The organism is Roseateles aquae (genome assembly GCF_032337115.1).
GTDB lineage: Bacteria > Pseudomonadota > Gammaproteobacteria > Burkholderiales > Burkholderiaceae_C > Roseateles_C > Roseateles_C aquae.
The window spans coordinates 15,062-31,321 of record NZ_JAVXZY010000004.1 but is presented as its reverse complement, the minus strand read 5'-3'; the positions used below and the strand labels follow the sequence as shown (position 1 = coordinate 31,321).

The 16,260-nt window shown below is 66.3% G+C and carries 16 protein-coding genes; 14 read left to right on the top strand and 2 right to left on the bottom strand.

The window, feature by feature from the left end; genetic code table 11:
• Positions 1-4: 4 nt before the first annotated feature.
• Positions 5-1,201, bottom strand: a complete 1,197-nt coding sequence (locus RQP53_RS11120; RefSeq protein WP_315650388.1) for a LysM peptidoglycan-binding domain-containing protein — start codon at positions 1,199-1,201, stop codon at positions 5-7.
• Between the two features lie 253 nt (positions 1,202-1,454).
• Here RQP53_RS11120 and def point away from each other — a divergent pair, with 253 nt between their 5' ends.
• The 9 genes from def (at position 1,455) to pyk (ending at position 11,061) form a co-directional block, all read left to right on the top strand.
• Positions 1,455-1,970 (top strand): peptide deformylase, encoded by a 516-nt coding sequence (gene def, locus RQP53_RS11115; protein WP_315650387.1) that lies wholly within the window; start codon positions 1,455-1,457, stop codon positions 1,968-1,970.
• Positions 1,971-1,975: 5 nt separating this feature from the next.
• Entirely contained in the window at positions 1,976-2,929 is a 954-nt protein-coding gene (fmt, locus tag RQP53_RS11110; protein ID WP_315650386.1) for a methionyl-tRNA formyltransferase, read from the top strand.
• Positions 2,930-2,966: 37 nt separating this feature from the next.
• Positions 2,967-3,431, top strand: a complete 465-nt coding sequence (locus tag RQP53_RS24755) for a hypothetical protein (RefSeq protein ID WP_434064080.1) — start codon at positions 2,967-2,969, stop codon at positions 3,429-3,431.
• Positions 3,432-3,580: 149 nt separating this feature from the next.
• Positions 3,581-4,348 (top strand): head GIN domain-containing protein, encoded by a 768-nt coding sequence (locus RQP53_RS11100; protein WP_315650385.1) that lies wholly within the window; start codon positions 3,581-3,583, stop codon positions 4,346-4,348.
• Positions 4,349-4,442: 94 nt separating this feature from the next.
• Complete coding sequence (locus RQP53_RS11095) at positions 4,443-5,180, top strand: AzlC family ABC transporter permease (protein ID WP_315650384.1); 738 nt, start codon at positions 4,443-4,445, stop codon at positions 5,178-5,180.
• Positions 5,177-5,506 carry an AzlD domain-containing protein gene (locus tag RQP53_RS11090; protein ID WP_315650383.1) on the top strand — a complete coding sequence of 110 codons (330 nt, stop codon included), beginning with the start codon at positions 5,177-5,179 and terminating at the stop codon, positions 5,504-5,506. Before RQP53_RS11095 ends, RQP53_RS11090 begins: the two co-directional genes overlap by 4 nt.
• 106 nt (positions 5,507-5,612) lie before the next feature.
• Entirely contained in the window at positions 5,613-6,806 is a 1,194-nt protein-coding gene (locus RQP53_RS11085) for a phosphoglycerate kinase (protein ID WP_315650382.1), read from the top strand.
• Between the two features lie 382 nt (positions 6,807-7,188).
• Positions 7,189-9,501 carry an NADP-dependent malic enzyme gene (locus RQP53_RS11080; protein ID WP_315650381.1) on the top strand — a complete coding sequence of 771 codons (2,313 nt, stop codon included), beginning with the start codon at positions 7,189-7,191 and terminating at the stop codon, positions 9,499-9,501.
• Between the two features lie 129 nt (positions 9,502-9,630).
• On the top strand, positions 9,631-11,061 hold the full coding sequence (pyk, locus tag RQP53_RS11075) for a pyruvate kinase (RefSeq protein ID WP_315650380.1): 1,431 nt from the start codon (positions 9,631-9,633) through the stop codon (positions 11,059-11,061).
• Positions 11,062-11,094: 33 nt separating this feature from the next.
• Here the strand turns inward: pyk and RQP53_RS11070 are convergent, their stop codons facing one another.
• A complete protein-coding gene (locus tag RQP53_RS11070; RefSeq protein WP_315650379.1) occupies positions 11,095-12,114 on the bottom strand; it encodes an STAS-like domain-containing protein in 1,020 nt (339 codons plus the stop codon).
• Positions 12,115-12,454: 340 nt separating this feature from the next.
• On the opposite strand from RQP53_RS11070, the gene fba reads away from it, so the two are divergent.
• The 5 genes from fba (at position 12,455) to RQP53_RS11045 (ending at position 16,250) form a co-directional block, all read left to right on the top strand.
• Positions 12,455-13,519: a class II fructose-bisphosphate aldolase gene (gene fba, locus RQP53_RS11065; protein ID WP_315650378.1), complete on the top strand. Its 1,065-nt coding sequence runs from the start codon at positions 12,455-12,457 to the stop codon at positions 13,517-13,519.
• A 143-nt stretch (positions 13,520-13,662) separates the two neighbouring features.
• Positions 13,663-14,091, top strand: coding sequence for a CopD family protein (locus tag RQP53_RS11060; protein ID WP_315650377.1), 429 nt, complete (start codon positions 13,663-13,665; stop codon positions 14,089-14,091).
• A gap of 57 nt (positions 14,092-14,148) precedes the next feature.
• Entirely contained in the window at positions 14,149-15,240 is a 1,092-nt protein-coding gene (locus RQP53_RS11055; RefSeq protein WP_315650376.1) for a VanZ family protein, read from the top strand.
• A 48-nt stretch (positions 15,241-15,288) separates the two neighbouring features.
• Positions 15,289-15,615, top strand: a complete 327-nt coding sequence (locus RQP53_RS11050; protein ID WP_315650375.1) for a (2Fe-2S) ferredoxin domain-containing protein — start codon at positions 15,289-15,291, stop codon at positions 15,613-15,615.
• Positions 15,616-15,620: 5 nt separating this feature from the next.
• Positions 15,621-16,250, top strand: a complete 630-nt coding sequence (locus RQP53_RS11045; protein WP_315650374.1) for an alpha/beta hydrolase — start codon at positions 15,621-15,623, stop codon at positions 16,248-16,250.
• The last annotated feature ends 10 nt before the right edge of the window (positions 16,251-16,260 follow it).

Genomic DNA, 16,260 nt, shown 5'->3' with positions numbered 1-16,260 from the left:
TGCCTCAGGGCTGGGTGAAGCGGTCGCCGGCGCGGACCGGCGCCTGTGCCGCGACGATCAGCGCGTAGGACACGCGCTGATAGACCTGGAAAACGAACAGCGTGCCATGGCGTTCATCAGGCAGCTGCAACATATCAGGCTTGGCTGCGGTGCTGTCCTTGATCGTGCGGCCCGATTGCCACAGCGCCAGCACATGGCCACGCTCCAGCCCGTCGGCGGCGCCGCGGTTCAGTGCCACCACCTGGTTCTGGCCGGCGGTCAGGGCATCGCCATAGACGGAGACGATCTGGCCGCGCATCTCGCCGGCCGGCGCATGCGGCACATAGCGGGTGAAATCGCGCTGCAGCACCGGCGACAGGCGATCGCCGGCATTGACCTCTTCATGGACCGACTTGATCGTCAGCGTCGCCGGCACGGTCTCGGTCTTGCCGCCGGCCAGCTGGCGCTGCTCGCCCTGGCGCTTCAAACTGGCGGTGCCCACATAGCGCGCCTCGTAGCCCAGCACCTGGCCGGTCGACGGATCGCGCAGCGGCACGGCGCGGCGGAAGATGCGGTAGTCGGTGGCCTGGCTGAAATCGCCGCGTGCGTAGGCCAGATCGCCCTGGGTCAACAGCACGCGGCCGTCCTGTGCCGCCACGATGCGCGGCGCCAGCGCCAGATCGTCGGCATTGAAGACCACGGCCTCATTCAGGAAAGGCTCGATCAGGTGTTGCGGGATCGACGAGATCGGTGAATCGTCGACCCGGGTGGCGCGCACCTTGGGGCCCATCTTGTAGCTGGGCAGGCCGGCGGTACCTGCGCTGCCGACCTGCTGGGCCAGTTGCAGGCTGGCGCGGCCGTTGCTCTTCACCAGCACCAGCACCTGGCCGGGATAGATCAGATGCGGGTTGTTGATCTGCTCGCGATTCATGCCCCACAGCTCGGGCCAGCGCCAGGGGCTCTTCAGGAACAGGCCGGAAATGGCCCACAGCGTGTCGCCTGGCTTGACGGTGTGGCTGTCTGGCGCGTCGGCGGCCAACTCGCTCAGCGGCACACCGGCCTGGGCGACGCGCTCGGCGGTTTCACGTTGTTCTGCGCTGACCGGCGGGACCCCGCTGGCACTGCTCGGGCCTGGCAGCAGGCATGCCAGCGCACTTGCGGCCATCACGCTGCTGGACAGCAGCTTGGGCAGGCTGGGGCTGCGCATCGGCCATGAACTCATCAAGTTTCTCCCGCGCCTTGCCGTGACAGACGGTTGCATGGCGCTGTGTTTGTTGGCGAACGAGGGGGCTTGCCGGGCCGCAAAAAGCACCACGAGACAAGCAGGAGCCAAGATCGGCGAAAATCCGCAAGGCGTGCGACGATTCTGCCCCCATTCGGGGGGCGTCGCAATGAAACCGCCGGGCGCCTCGTCGCTCTTGCATGCACTTACAAAGCCGCGTTGTAACGATTCCACAGCGCGGCACTGGAATCCCATGGCGAAACTGAACATCCTGCGCTACCCCGACCCCCGTCTGCACACCGTGGCCAAGCCGGTGGCCGAGGTCGATGAGCGTATCCGCACCCTGGTCGACGACATGCTGGAAACCATGTACGCGGCCGAAGGCGTTGGCCTGGCTGCGACCCAGGTCGATGTGCATGAGCGCGTCGTCGTCATCGACACCTCAGAAGACCGCGACACGCCGCGCGTGCTGATCAACCCCGAGCTGATCGAAACCAGCGCCGAGCTGAGCGAAGGCGAGGAGGGCTGCCTGTCCGTGCCGGCCATTTACGACAAGGTGCAGCGCCACAAATGGGTCAAGGTGCGCGCGCTGGGTCGCGACGGCCAGCCGCATGAATTCGAGGCCGAGGGGCTGCTGGCCGTCTGCGTGCAGCACGAGATGGATCATCTGATGGGCAAGGTCTTTGTCGAATACCTGAGTCCCTTGAAGCGCGATCGCATCAAGACCAAGATGATCAAGAAGACCCGCGACGAGCAGGGCCGCCGCTGATGGGCATGCGCGCCGTATTTGCCGGCACGCCGGAATTCGCCGCCGAGGCGCTGGCCGCAATGCTGGCGGCCGGCATCGAGGTGCCGCTGGTGCTGAGCCAGCCGGATCGCCCGGCCGGCCGCGGCATGAAACTGCAGGCCTCGCCGGTCAAGCAGCTGGCGCTGCAGCACGGCATCCAGGTGGCGCAGCCGCGCAGTTTGCGCCTGGACGGCAAGTACCCAGATGAGGCCGCGGCCGCTCGCGAAGCCTTGCTGGCGGCGCACGCCGATGTGATGGTGGTGGCCGCCTACGGCCTGATCTTGCCGCAGTGGGTGCTGGACCTGCCGCGCCTGGGCTGCCTGAACATCCATGCCTCGCTGCTGCCACGCTGGCGCGGCGCGGCACCGATCCATCGCGCCATCGAGGCCGGTGATGCAGAGACCGGCATCACCATCATGCAGATGGATGCGGGCCTGGACACCGGCGACATGTTGCTGATCGAGCGCCTGCCGATTGCCGCCACCGACACCACGGCCAGCCTGCACGACAAGCTCGCCACGCTGGGCGGGCGGCTGATCGTCGAGGCGCTGGAGCTGGCCGCCTGCGGTGGTTTCCATCCGCAGGTGCAGCCTGAGGAAGGGGTCTGCTACGCCCACAAGATCGAAAAGGCCGAGAGCGCGATCGATTGGTCGCAAAGCGCCGAGCAGATCGCGCGCCGGCTGCGCGCTTTCGATCCCTTCCCTGGCGGCGCCGCCCAGCTGGGCGAGGAAACGCTGAAGATCTGGCGCGCCGAGGCAGTGCCGACAACAAGCGACGCCGCGCCGGGCACGGTGCTGGGCGTCGATGCCAGCGGCCCGCTGATTGCCTGCGGCAGCGGCGCGCTGCGCCTGCTGGAACTGCAACGCGCCGGCGGCAAGCGCCTGCCGGCGAGTGCCTTCCTGCAAGCGCGGCCGCTGCAAGCCGGCGAGCGGCTGCGCTGAGCCTCAAGCACGGCGTCAGGCAGCCGATACTGCAGACATGAAGCATTTGCTGCGCCTGTCCCTGCTCGTCTGCCCACTGGCCCTGCTCAGCGGCTGCGAGCAGCTGGGCATTGACGACCCGGCCAAAATCGCCGCGGCCAAGGAGGCCGAGGGCAAGGCCGTGGGCAGCGCCTGCCGCCATGCCTCGCGTGCCATCGAGGACTGCTACACGCTCAATCCCAAGGCCCAGAAGGCGGCTGTCTTCACCGGCTGGAAGGAGATGGACGAGTACATGCGCGAGAACAAGCTCGAAGGCATCACGCCGGTGGTGCCGAGGCCCGGCGCGGCCAAGCCCGAAGAGCCCGCCGAGGACAAGCACAGCGACGCCAAACCAGCCGAGAAGACAGCGGAGAAGGGCACTGGCAAGAGCCCAGGCAAGCCCGGCGACAAGGCCGTGGACAAATCCGCCGACAAGTCCGGCGCCAAGGAAGGCTCCAAAGACGCCAAGCCCGCGGCTCACTGAACGCTGGCCGAAGTCCGTTCGCCACGGGCAGCGCGCAATTGATGCCCGCCGTGCGGCATTTCGTCGAAGCCGGCTGGAGCCGCTTCGGGCCGCGACGCAAGATGCGCTCACCGCAACACGCTTGCAAACCCACCACACGGAGCGCGCTCATGAACACATCCCGCCGTCTGTTTGCCGTTAGTCTCTTGTCCATGTCGGCCGTTATGGCCAGCGGCACGGCGAATGCCTGGTCCTTCAACTGGGGTTCGGGTGAACGGATACGTGGCGATGGCGAGGTGACGACCGAACAGCGCGAGCCCGGCAGCTACGACGCCATTTCTCTGGCCGGCGACTTCAAACTGGTCGTACGCCAAGGCGGCAATGGCAAGCTCGAGATCAAGGCCGACAAGAACGTGCTGCCCTATCTGGAAACCAAGGTCGTCGAATCCGCCAAGGGCCGCACGCTGGAAATCGCTACCCGGCGCGGCTACTACATCAGCAGCTCGACGACGCCGCAAATCAGCATCGATATGGGCGCGCTGCGCGGCCTGTCGATTGCTGGTTCGGGCTCGGCCAAGGTCGAGGCGATGCAGACCAGCGAGCTCAAGGCCAGCATCGCCGGTTCCGGCGACATCAACTTTGTCGACCTGAAGGCCGAGCGCGTCGGCTTCAGCGTCTCCGGCAGCGGCGATATCGTTGCCAGCGGCAATGCGGCGAACCTGAACGTTTCGGTGGCCGGCAGCGGCGATATCAAGGCCAAGGGCCTGGTCGTTGACGATGCCAAGGTGCGCATTGCCGGCAGCGGCGATGTTGTCGTGCAGGCCAGCAAAAAGCTGGACATTTCGATCGCCGGGTCGGGCGACGTCAGCTATCTGGGCAATCCGGAGCTGCATATGTCCACTGCGGGCAGCGGCCGGGTGCACAAGCTCAACAACTGAGCCATTGGGTACATGAAGCGGCCGGCTGCGCGCAGGCCGCACGCCGCCCGGGCCGCGTCAGCGCGGCGCCAGCGCTGCGGTGACAATGCCGGCCATGCAGTCCTTTGTGCTGGCGCGCTGGCGTCATCCTGAATTCCGCCGTGGCGCCCGCGAAATGCTGGGCATCACGCTGGGCATCTCAGCCTGGGGCCTGGTCACCGGCGTGGCCATGGTCAAGAGCGGCTTGTCGGCGGGGCTGGCGCTGCTGATGAGCCTGATCGTCTTTGCCGGCAGCTCGCAGCTGGCCGCGTTGCCACTGATTGCCAGCGGCGCCCCGCTGTGGGTGCTGTGGGCCACGGCCTTTTGCGTCAACCTCCGTTTCGTCATCTTCAGCGCGCAATGGCGGCTCTATATCGGCCACCTGCCCCTGTGGCAGCGGCTGCGTTTTGGCTACTTTGCCGCCGACCTGAACTACGTTGCCTTCATGCGCCGCTTTCCTGCGCCTGAGCAGGAGCGCGAACAGCAGCTGCCCTATTACTGGGGCGGGGTCTGTCTGAACTGGGCGGCCTGGCAGATTCCTTCGGTGGCTGGCATCTTTCTGGCCGACCGCGTGCCGACCGAATGGGGGCTGGGTTTTGCCGGCGTGCTCGCGCTGCTGGGGCTGACCTATTCGCTGCTGTCCGACCGCAAGAGCTGGATTTCGGCCGGTGTGGCCGCCTGCGCCGCCGTGGCCGCCTATGCGCTGCCGCTGCGCCTGAACATCGTCGTGGCGATCGCGGCGGCAGTGGCTGTGGGACTGTTGATGGATCACCGCCTGCCGGACGCCAGCCGCAGCAACAAGGAGGCGGCATGAGCACTTGGGAAACGGTGCTTGGCATTGCGGGCCTGGCGTTGATCACCGTGTTGACGCGCAGCTTCTTTCTGCTGCCCCGGCGCGAGTTGCCGATGCCGGACTGGGCCAAGCAGGGCCTGCGCTATGCGCCGCTGGCGGCACTGGCGGCGGTGATCGCGCCCGAGATCGTGATGAGCAAGGGGGCGCTGATTCATAGCTGGCAGGATGCGCGTCTTTTCGCGGTGGCTGTCGGCAGCGCCTACTTTTTCTGGAAGCGCGGCATCCTGGGCACCATCGTCAGCGGCACGGCGGTGATGCTGGTCTTGCGCGTCGGCCTGGGCTGGTAAGGCGGCCGTACCCGGATAAAAGCGGGTCACCGCGAGGCGCTTGGTAAGCTAGAGGGCTTGCGCTGCCGCGGCAGCCCCCGAATTCCAATCCAAACTGTGAGCCTCCATGAACGTCCTGCGTTTTTCTGACCTCGTGGCCGCCGGCAAGGTCGCCGGCCAACGAGTTTTCATTCGCGCCGATCTGAACGTCCCTCAGGACGATGCCGGCAATATCACCGAAGACACCCGCATCCGCGCGTCCATTCCCGCGATCGAGCTGGCCCTGAAGGCTGGCGCGGCGGTGATGGTCACCTCGCACCTGGGTCGCCCGACCGAGGGTGAGTTCAAGCCCGAGGACTCGCTGGCGCCGATCGCCAAGCGCCTGGGCGAACTGATGGGCCGCGATGTGCCGCTGCTGGCCAACTGGGTGGACGGCGTTGACGTCGCACCGGGCCAGCTGGTGCTGCTCGAAAACTGCCGCGTCAACAAGGGCGAGAAGAAGAACAACGAAGAACTGGCCAGGAAAATGGCCGCGCTCTGCGACATCTACGTCAACGACGCTTTTGGCACCGCGCACCGCGCCGAGGGCACGACCTATGGCATCGCGCAATTCGCCAAGATCGCCTGCGCCGGCCCGTTGCTGGCCGCGGAGATCGATGCGATCAGCAAGGCACTGAGTGCGCCCAAGCGCCCCTTGTTTGCCATCGTGGCCGGTTCCAAGGTGTCGACCAAGCTGACCATCCTGAAGGCGTTGTCGGAAAAGGTGGATGGCCTGATCGTTGGCGGCGGCATTGCCAACACCTTCATGCTGGCGGCTGGCCTGAAGATCGGCAAGTCGCTGGCCGAGCCGGATCTGGTGGCCGAGGCTCAGGCCGTGATCGACGCGATGAAGGCGCGCGGCGCCGCCGTGCCGATTCCGGTCGATGTGGTGGTGGCCAAGCGCTTTGCCGCTGACGCCGAAGCCACCGTCAAGCCGGCCAGCGAGGTGGCTGACGACGACCTGATCCTGGACATTGGCCCGCAGACCGCCGCTCAGCTGGCCGAGCAGCTCAAGGCCGCCGGCACCATCGTCTGGAACGGCCCGGTCGGCGTGTTCGAGTTCGACGCCTTTGCCCATGGCACCGAGACCATCGCCCGCGCGATTGCCGCCTCCAGCGCCTTCAGCATTGCCGGTGGTGGCGACACCCTGGCGGCGATTGCCAAGTACGGCATCGAGAAGGATGTGGGCTACATCTCCACCGGCGGCGGTGCCTTCTTGGAAATCCTGGAAGGCAAGACCCTGCCGGCCTTTGAGATCCTGGCCAAGCGCGCGGCCGGCTGATCCGCTTCCCCGCTCACGCAGCAAGGCCCGGCACTGCCGGGCCTTTTTCATGATCCGGTGGTCGGGGGGGAAGTGTGTGGTTTTGGGGGTAGCGGGGGCTGTTGGCCCGAGAACAGACAACAGAGACACGAAGACACGGAGACACGGAGGAAGTCGAGTCAGGCTGGCTGCAGCTTGCATTTCTCCGTGTCTCTGTGTCTCTGTGTCTCTGTGGTCGGTTCCGAGTGCCTTGACGTAGGCACGCTTGCCCGAGCGCGAAAGCCGCAGGCTACCGATTTGCGATTTGTGCATGAGGGGCAAAGCAGTCGGCATCGGGCGGTGATGAAACCGTCATGTTCCCGGGTTTAAGCTGGCCGACCCAACGAATACTCAGGAGACCTGGATGGCCAACAAGCCTTTGTCGCCGGCGGAAGCCGCCTTGCGTGATGCGGCGCTGGAATACCACCGCAGCCCGACACGCGGCAAGATCGCCGTCACGCCGACCAAGGCGCTGTCCAATCAACGCGATCTGTCGCTGGCCTATTCGCCCGGCGTCGCCTATGCCTGCCTGGCGATCGAGGAAGACCCGGCGCTGGCGGCCGACTACACCTCGCGTGCCAATCTGGTCGGCGTGATCACCAACGGCACGGCGGTGCTGGGCCTGGGCGACATCGGCCCGCTGGCCGGCAAGCCGGTGATGGAGGGCAAGGGCTGCCTGTTCAAGAAGTTCGCCGGCATTGATGTGTTCGACATCGAGCTGGCCGAGCGCGACCCGGACAAGCTGGTCGACATCATCGCGGCGATGGAGCCGACGCTGGGCGGCGTCAATCTGGAAGACATCAAGGCGCCCGAGTGCTTCTACATCGAGAAGAAGCTGCGCGAGCGGATGAACATCCCCGTCTTCCACGACGACCAGCATGGCACGGCCATCATCTCCAGTGCCGCGCTCTTGAACGGTTTGGAACTGGTCGGCAAGGACATTGCCAGCGTCAAGGTGGCCGTCTCCGGCGCCGGCGCCGCCGCGATTGCCTGCCTGGACGTGATGGTGGGCCTGGGCGTCAAGCGCGAGAACGTGTTCGTCTGCGACTCCAAGGGCGTGATCCAGAGCGAGCGCGCCGATGCGCAGGCGGGCAAGCTCGACGAGAGCAAGCAGCGCTACTGCCAGGTGACGGCCGCGCGCACGCTGGCCGATGTGGTCGATGGCGCCGATGTCTTCCTCGGCTGCTCGGCCGCCGGCGTGCTCAGCGCTGAGATGGTCAAGACCATGGCGGCCAGCCCCATCATCCTGGCGCTGGCCAATCCCGAGCCCGAGATCCGCCCGGAGCTGGCCAAGGAAGTGCGGCCGGACTGCATCATCGCCACCGGCCGTTCGGACTACCCGAACCAGGTCAACAACGTCCTCTGTTTCCCCTACATCTTCCGCGGCGCGCTCGATTGCGGCGCGACCAAGATCACCGAGGCGATGAAGCTGGCCTGTGTGCGCGAGATCGCCGCGCTGGCCAAGGCAGAGACCAGCGACGAGGTGGCCGCCGCCTACGCCGGCCAGGAGTTGGCCTTCGGCCCGGACTACCTGATCCCTAAGCCCTTTGACGCGCGGCTGATCCTGCGCATCGCGCCAGCGGTGGCGCGTGCGGCCGAGGAGTCCGGCGTGGCCGAGCGGCCGATCAAGGATCTGGCCGCCTACCGGCAGTCGCTGGAGCGCTTCGTCTACCAGACCGGCATGTTTATGCGCCCGGTGTTCTCGGCCGCCAAGGCCAACCCGGCGCGCGTGATCTACGCCGAGGGTGAGGACGAGCGCGTGCTGCGTGCGGTGCAGGTCGCGCTTGATGAAGGCATCTGCCACCCGACGCTGATCGGCCGCCCCGAGGTGATCGAGATGCGCATCAAGCGTGCCGGCCTGCGCCTGCGCATCGGCGAGGATGTGCAGATCATCGACCCGGATAACGACAGCCGCTTCCGCCAGTACTGGGAGGCCTACCACCAGGTGATGGGCCGCCGCGGCGTGACGCCGGAAATGGCCAAGGCGGCGGTGCGCCGCTCGGCCACCACCATCGGCGCGCTGGCCATCAAGCTCGGCGATGCCGACGCGATGATCTGCGGCATGGTCGGCCGCTTCGATTCGCATCTGGAGCATGTGTCCGACCTGATCGGCCTGAAGCCCGGCGCGCGCGAGTTCGCGACGATGAACGCGCTGATGCTGGAGCAGCACACGCTGTTCATCACCGACACCTTCGTCAACGACGCACCCGATGCCGAGCAGCTGGCCGAGATTGCCGCGATGGCGGCGGACGAGGTGCGCCGCTTCGGCCTGCCGCCCAAGGTGGCCTTCTTGTCGCACTCGATGTTCGGCTCCAGCAAGCGGCCGTCGGCCGTCAAGATGCGCCGCGCCCGCGAGCTGTTCACCCAGCATGCGCCGGATGTGGAATGCGATGGCGAGATGCACGGCGACGCGGCGCTGAGCGAATCGGTGCGCGAGAGCTTCCTGCCCGGCAGCACGCTGAAGGGCGCGGCCAATCTGCTGGTGCTGCCGACGCTGGACGCCGCCAACATCCTCTTCAATGTGCTGAAGATCACCGCCGGCCAGGGTGTCACCGTCGGCCCCATCCTGCTCGGCGCGGCGGCGCCGGTGCACATCCTGACTCCGTCGGCGACGGTGCGCCGCATCGTCAACATGACCGCGCTGGCGGTGGCCGATGTGCTGGCGGCCAAGGGCTGAGCGATGCTTGTTGGGCTGCGTGGCAGCCCGACAGCGCGCAGCGCAGTTTGGTAACTCGCTGAAACCGGTGCGCGCCTCTAAATGAGGCTCATAATCGTCTGCCTGTAACTGGATTTCAGCGAGCTGCCTATGTCCCGAGCCACCAAGATCGTCGCCACCCTGGGTCCCGCATCGTCCTCGCCGGAGGTGCTTGAGCGCATGATTCGCGCCGGCGTCGATGTCGTGCGGCTCAACTTCTCCCACGGCAAGGCGCAGGACCATATCGACCGGGCACGCCTGGTGCGTGAGGTGGCCAGCGCGGCCGGCAAGCAGGTTGCCATCATGGCCGACCTGCAAGGCCCGAAGATCCGCGTCGGCAAGTTCGAGAACGGCAAGATCGAGCTGATCAATGGCAACAAGTTCATTCTTGATGCCGACCGCACCGAGCTCGGCAACGAGGAAGTCGCGAGCCTCGATTACAAGGAGCTGCCGCGCGATGTGAAACCGGGCGACACGCTGCTGCTCAATGACGGCCTCTTGGTGCTGACCGTCGAGGCGGTGCGCGGCTCGCAGGTTCACACCATCGTCAAGGTGGGCGGCGAGCTGTCCAATAACAAGGGCATCAACAAGCAGGGCGGCGGGCTGACCGCGCCGGCGTTGACCGCCAAGGACATGGAAGACATCAAGACGGCGATGTCCTTCCAGTGCGAATACCTGGCGGTGAGCTTCCCCAAGAACGCCACCGACATGGAAATGGCCCGCCAGCTGGCCAATGTGGCCGGCGAACCGTGGCGGCACAAGCCCGGCATGATCGCCAAGATCGAGCGCTATGAGGCGATCCCGCACCTGGAAGCGATCCTGAAGGCCAGCGACGGCATCATGGTCGCCCGCGGCGATCTGGCCGTGGAAGTCGGCAATGCGGCGGTGCCGGCGCTGCAGAAACGCATGATCAAGCTGGCCCGCGAGCTGGACAAGGTGGCGATCACCGCGACCCAGATGATGGAGTCGATGATCGTCAACCCGGTGCCGACGCGTGCCGAGGTGTCCGACGTGGCCAATGCCGTGCTCGACGGCACCGACGCCGTGATGCTCAGCGCCGAAACTGCCGCCGGCAAATACCCGGTCGAGACCATCGAACAGATGGCCGCCATCGCGCTGGAAGCCGAGCGCGCCGAGTTCGTCACGCTCGACACCGATTTCGCCGGCCGCCAGTTCGCGCGGATCGACCAGTCGATTGCCATGGGCGCGCTGTTCACCGCCTACCACCTGGGTTGCAAGGCCATTCTGGCGCTGACCGAATCGGGCTCGACCGCTCTGTGGATGAGTCGCCACCGCATCCAGGTGCCGATCTTTGCGCTGACCACGACGCCGCAGTCGCAGCGCAAGATGGCGCTGTATCGCAACGTCACGCCGCTCTTGATGCCCAAGCTCGACGATCGTGACACGGCGCTGAAGGCGGCTGAGAAGATTCTGGTCGAGAAGGGCGTGCTGATGCCCGGCGACACCTATGCCATCACCTGCGGCGAGCCGATGGGCTACCCTGGTGGCACCAATATGCTGAAGGTCTGCCGCGTCGACTGAAGCCAGGGGCGCTCACCGCGGCGCCCGGTGGGCTCAGCCGTTCTGCGCGCTCTTGATCAGCGCGGCGATCCGCGGTGTGGTGTGCGTGGGCACCAGCTCGACCTCGGGATGGGCGCGGGCAAAGACGCGAAACAGCTCGTCGGCAAAGCCGTGGCCGACATCTTCGACGCCGGCAAAGCTCACCTCGGCGCGCTTGAAGGTGGGCAGGCGGGCGGCGACCCGGCGTGCCTGGGCGCGTGAATCCAGCGGCTGGCCGGGGCCGGCCAACAGGCGCAGATTGATGGTGGTCTGGTCGAATTCGATGCCGCTGCCGTCAATGCTCCAGGCTTCCATCACCTGATCCAGCGTGCGCGTGGTGTCCAACGCGATCGACATATAGATCGAGCTGCCCTGGCGTGGCATCGGCCGGCCGCGCTGCCAGCCGGTCGACTCCCAGGCGCGGCGCTGGAAGGCCGTGCCATTGGCATGGATGTCGAACACGTCGGCCAGTTGCGAGCTGAAGAACAGACCGCGGCCGGTGTGCATCTCGGGCTGGCTGGTCAGCCGTCCCTTGGAGAGTTCCAGCATGGCGTGCTGGGCGTCGGCAATGTCGAAGGCCTCGCAGATCTTGTTGAAGACGCCGCAGCCATCGTCAGACACCAGCAATTGCACATGGCTGGGCGTCTGGCGCAGCGAGACGGTGACGCTGCTGCCGCCGCTGTGATCGGCGGCGTTGTTGACCAGCTCGGTAAAGCCATGCTGGACCATGCGGGCCACATGCTTGGGCAGCTCGAAGTTGGGCGCGAAGTCTCGCTGCCAGGGCAGGTCTTCCTGCAGCCCATAAAGCGTGTAGGAGCGCACCACCTGGCGCAGCAGCCCGGGGCCGTAGACGGGCCGGCGGCTGCTGCCGCTGCGCGTCAGCCATTGCGCGTCGACCAGGCGGCGCAGGGCGGCCAGCACCGAGCGGTGGCTGGCGCCGGTGCGTTCCTCGACATGGGCGGGCAGGTCCAGGGAATGTTCACGAGCAGCGGCAGAGATCCACAGCGTCAGGTGATCGATGGCAAGACGGGTCATGGGTTCTCCCGGGTGGACCGTCAGTATGGCCCGCGCCAAAAACGGCAAAAACGCACAGCTGCAGGATAAACCACAGCCTAATTGGGCCGCGCGAGGGGTGCAAGCGAGCTTGCCCATGGGGCGAATGGTCGGTGCCGACCACGCCGTGCCTGCCCTCGTTCGTGGGGTTATGCCGATTCGGCAAGTGTGGACGACATCGCGGCGACGCGTCACGCCGCTAGAATCTGTTGAGTTACGGCGCGGTTACATCGCTAGCATGGGCTGGGGGCGGCTTGTCCCGACGAGGGCTCGCAGCCGGTGTGCGTCAGCAGGATTTTTCACTTCCTCGGAGATCACTCTCATGGCTCTCGTCTCGATGCGCCAGTTGCTGGACCATGCCGCCGAACACGGCTACGGCATCCCGGCTTTCAACGTCAACAACCTGGAACAGGTGCAGGCCGTCATGGCCGCGGCCGATGAGGTCGGCGCTCCGGTGATCCTGCAGGCCAGCGCTGGTGCCCGCAAGTACGCCGGTGAGCCCTTCATCAAGCACCTGATCCAGGCTGCTGCCGAGATGTATCCGCACATCCCGCTGGTCATGCACCAGGATCATGGCACCAGCCCCAAGGTCTGCCAGGGCGCGATCGACCTGGGCTTTGGCTCGGTGATGATGGACGGTTCGCTGATGGATGACGGCAAGACGCCGTCCTCGTTCGACTACAACGTCGATGTGACCCGTCGCGTCGTCGAGATGGCGCACAAGGTGGGCGTCACCGTTGAAGGTGAGCTGGGCTGTCTGGGCAATCTGGAAACCGGCGACGCCGGTGAAGAAGACGGCATCGGCGCCGTCGGCAAGCTGGACCACAGCCAGATGCTGACCGACCCGGAAGAGGCTGCCACCTTTGTCAAGGCCACGCAGCTGGACGCGTTGGCCATTGCCATCGGCACCAGCCACGGCGCCTACAAGTTCTCGCGCAAGCCCACCGGCGACATCCTGGCGATCAGCCGTGTCAAGGAAATCCACGCCCGCATCCCCAACACCCATCTGGTCATGCACGGCTCGTCCAGCGTGCCCCAAGAGCTGCTGGCCATCATCAACCAGTACGGCGGCAAGATGAAGGAGACCTTCGGCGTGCCGGTCGAGGAGATCCAAGAAGCCATCAAGCATGGCGTGCGCAAGATCAATATCGACACCGATATCCGCCTGGCGATGACTGGCGCCGTGCGCAAGTTCCTGCACGAGAACCCGGACAAGTTCGATGCCCGCGAATGGCTGAAGCCGGCCCGCGAAGCCGCCAAGCTGATCTGCAAGCAGCGCTATATGGAATTCGGCTGCGAAGGCCAGGCCGGCAAGATCAAGGCGCGCAGCCTGGTTGATGTCGCCGCCGCCTATGCCCGCGGCGAGCTGAATCAGGTCGTGCAATAGGCGGCCGACAGGATTTTTGAAGAGGTTTACTCCACGAGAAAGCGCATTGACTGCGTTCCAACCCACGGGTCGCCAGGCCCGTGGGTTTTTTTTCGTCTGCGCGAGCGCAAGGCCGCGTCCCATCTGCCCTCCATAATGCCGCCATGCTCTGGATCAAAGCCTTTCACATCGTCTTCGTCGCCGCCTGGTTTGCCGGCCTGTTCTACATGCCGCGGATCTTCGTCAATCTGGCCATGGTGCCGGCGGAAAGCCATGCCGAGCGGGAGCGTCTGCTGCTGATGGGGCACAAGCTCTACAAGTTCATGAGCCTTTTGATGCTGCCGGCGCTCGCCCTGGGTCTGGTGCTGTGGCTGTACTACGGCGTTGGCCGCGGGCCGGGCAATGGCTGGCTGCACGCCAAGCTGGCCATGGTGGTCGCGGCGATCGGCTATCACCATATGTGCCGCGCTATGCTGCGCAAGTTCGAACTGCTGACCAATCGGCGCAGCCATCGCTGGTTCCGCATCTTCAACGAGGTCTCGGTGCTGCTGTTCGCGACCATCGTCGTGCTGGTGGTCGTCAAGCCGTTTTGAAGCTCATGCCGGCTGCTGACCTCATCATTCAGCGTCTCGCCCAGCGGGAGCGCTGAGTTGTCGCGCCGCAGCTCGGCGACCTGGCTGGCGCTGGTCTATGCGCTGCTGGTCGTCTACGCCAGCCTGTATCCCTTCTGGCCCTGGCGGCTACCGCCCAGTCTGCCTTGGCAGGCCGTGTTCAGCCTGCCCTGGCCGCGCTACTGGCTGTCGTTTGACATCTGGGCCAATGCGCTGGGCTATGCGCCGCTCGGGCTCTTGTGTTTTGCGGCCGTGGTGCGCAGCGGTCATCCGCGCCGCTGGGGACTGCTGCTCGGCCTGGGCGGGCTGCCCCTGCTGTCTTATGCGTTGGAATGCCTGCAGTACATGCTGCCCGGGCGGGTGCCTTCGCTGGCCGATTGGCTGCTCAATTGTGCCGGGGCGTGGGCGGGCTGCCTGCTTGGCCTGCTGCTGCATCAGATCGGCGGTTTGCAGCGCTGGCATGGCTGGCGTGAGCGCTGGTTCGCGCCGCAATCGGCCGGGGCGCTCGCGCTGCTGGCGCTGTGGCCGGTGGGTCTGCTGTTTCCGGCGCCGGTGCCGCTCGGGCTCGGGCAGTTGCTGCCAAGACTGCGCGAACTCAGCGCCGCGGTTCTGGACGGCACGCCCTGGGCGCTGCCCGAGGCCGCCGAGATCCAGGACTTGCCCTTGAGCCTGGGCCTGGAGGCGACGACGATTGCGCTCGGCCTGCTGGCACCCTGCCTGCTGGCCCTGTCGGTGGCGCGGCCGGGCAAGCGGCGTGTGCTGCTGGTGTTCGGTGCGCTGCTGCTGGGCGTGATCGGCACGGCCTGGTCGACGGCGCTGAACTTTGGCCCTCAGCATGCCTGGGCCTGGGTCACCGAGGCCACGCTGCCCGGCTTGGGGCTGGGGTCAGGTCTTGCCTTGCTGGCCTGCCTGTTGCCGCGGCGGGCCAATGCGGCCTTCGGCCTGGTGGCGATGACGGCGCTGATTGCCGTGGTCAGCCAGGCGCCCAGCGACCCCTATCTGGCGCAAAGCCTGCAGGCCTGGGAGCAGGGCCGCTTCATCAATCTCTACGGCCTGGCGCAGTGGCTGGGCTGGCTGTGGCCGTTTGCGGCACTGGCCTGGCTGTTCTGGGGCGTGGCACAAAAGGATTGAGCCCGCCCCCATCGGGGAAATCCCCAGCCCTTGCCTACAATCGCCGCCATGAGCTATTTCCAGCGTCACATCTTCTTCTGCCTCAACCAGCGCGACAACGGTGAGAACTGCTGCGCCCAGCACGGTGCGCAGGCCGCGTTCGATCACTGCAAGGCCAGCGTCAAGGCGGCCGGGCTGGCTGGCGTTGGCGGCGTGCGCGTCAACAAGGCGGGCTGCCTGGATCGCTGCGCCGGCGGCCCGGTGGCCGTGGTCTATCCGGACGCCGTCTGGTACAGCTTTGTCGACAACAGCGATATCGACGAGATCGTCGACAGCCATCTGAAGAACGGCCAGGTCGTCGAGCGACTGGTCCTGCCGGATTCGGTGGGGCGCTGAACATCGTGAATGCACAGACCGAACGTCTGCTGATCGCTGGCCCTGCCGGCGCGCTGGAATGCGCCATCGACAGGCCAACGCTGGCCGAGGGTCAGGTCTTGCGCGGCACCGCGCTGATCTGCCATCCCAACCCGACCCAGGGCGGCACCTTGGACAACAAGGTGGTGCAGACGCTGGCCCGTGCCTTTGTGCAGCTGGGCTACAAGGCGCTGCGCTTCAACTTCCGCGGCATCGGCCGCTCCGAAGGGGGCTGGGACGAGGGCCGCGGCGAGATCGACGACGCGCTGGCCGTGGCCGCCGCGCTGCGCGAGCCGGGCCTGCCGCTGACGCTGGCCGGTTTCTCCTTCGGTGGCTATGTGGCCTCGCAGGCAGCGCGCCGCCTGCCCGAGGGCGAGGGTGCCGAGCGCCTGGCCCTGATCGGCCCGGCCACCTCGCGTTTTGATACCGCGCCGGTGCCGGCCGATACGCTGGTGGTGCACGGCGAGGTCGATGATGTCGTGCCGCTGGCCTCGGTACTGGACTGGGCGCGGCCGCAGGCGCTGCCGGTGGTCGTCGTCCCAGGCGTCGGCCATTTCTTCCATGGGCAGCTGCCGCTGCTGAAGAACATCGTGCTGCGCCACTGGCATCCGGCCTGAGCGCGGCACA

What these genes read in the sequence shown, in the direction of transcription:
- RQP53_RS11095 (WP_315650384.1), top strand. Translation starts at nt 4,443, where the DNA reads ATGCAGTCCTTTGTGCTGGCGCGCTGGCGTCATCCTGAATTCCGCCGT.
- def (WP_315650387.1), top strand. Translation starts at nt 1,455, where the DNA reads ATGGCGAAACTGAACATCCTGCGCTACCCCGACCCCCGTCTGCACACC.
- RQP53_RS11085 (WP_315650382.1), top strand. Translation starts at nt 5,613, where the DNA reads ATGAACGTCCTGCGTTTTTCTGACCTCGTGGCCGCCGGCAAGGTCGCC.
- RQP53_RS11090 (WP_315650383.1), top strand. Translation starts at nt 5,177, where the DNA reads ATGAGCACTTGGGAAACGGTGCTTGGCATTGCGGGCCTGGCGTTGATC.
- RQP53_RS11120 (WP_315650388.1), bottom strand. Translation starts at nt 1,201, where the DNA reads ATGAGTTCATGGCCGATGCGCAGCCCCAGCCTGCCCAAGCTGCTGTCC.
- RQP53_RS11070 (WP_315650379.1), bottom strand. Translation starts at nt 12,114, where the DNA reads ATGACCCGTCTTGCCATCGATCACCTGACGCTGTGGATCTCTGCCGCT.
- pyk (WP_315650380.1), top strand. Translation starts at nt 9,631, where the DNA reads ATGTCCCGAGCCACCAAGATCGTCGCCACCCTGGGTCCCGCATCGTCC.
- RQP53_RS11080 (WP_315650381.1), top strand. Translation starts at nt 7,189, where the DNA reads ATGGCCAACAAGCCTTTGTCGCCGGCGGAAGCCGCCTTGCGTGATGCG.
- fmt (WP_315650386.1), top strand. Translation starts at nt 1,976, where the DNA reads ATGCGCGCCGTATTTGCCGGCACGCCGGAATTCGCCGCCGAGGCGCTG.
- fba (WP_315650378.1), top strand. Translation starts at nt 12,455, where the DNA reads ATGGCTCTCGTCTCGATGCGCCAGTTGCTGGACCATGCCGCCGAACAC.
- RQP53_RS11050 (WP_315650375.1), top strand. Translation starts at nt 15,289, where the DNA reads ATGAGCTATTTCCAGCGTCACATCTTCTTCTGCCTCAACCAGCGCGAC.
- RQP53_RS24755 (WP_434064080.1), top strand. Translation starts at nt 2,967, where the DNA reads ATGAAGCATTTGCTGCGCCTGTCCCTGCTCGTCTGCCCACTGGCCCTG.
- RQP53_RS11060 (WP_315650377.1), top strand. Translation starts at nt 13,663, where the DNA reads ATGCTCTGGATCAAAGCCTTTCACATCGTCTTCGTCGCCGCCTGGTTT.
- RQP53_RS11100 (WP_315650385.1), top strand. Translation starts at nt 3,581, where the DNA reads ATGAACACATCCCGCCGTCTGTTTGCCGTTAGTCTCTTGTCCATGTCG.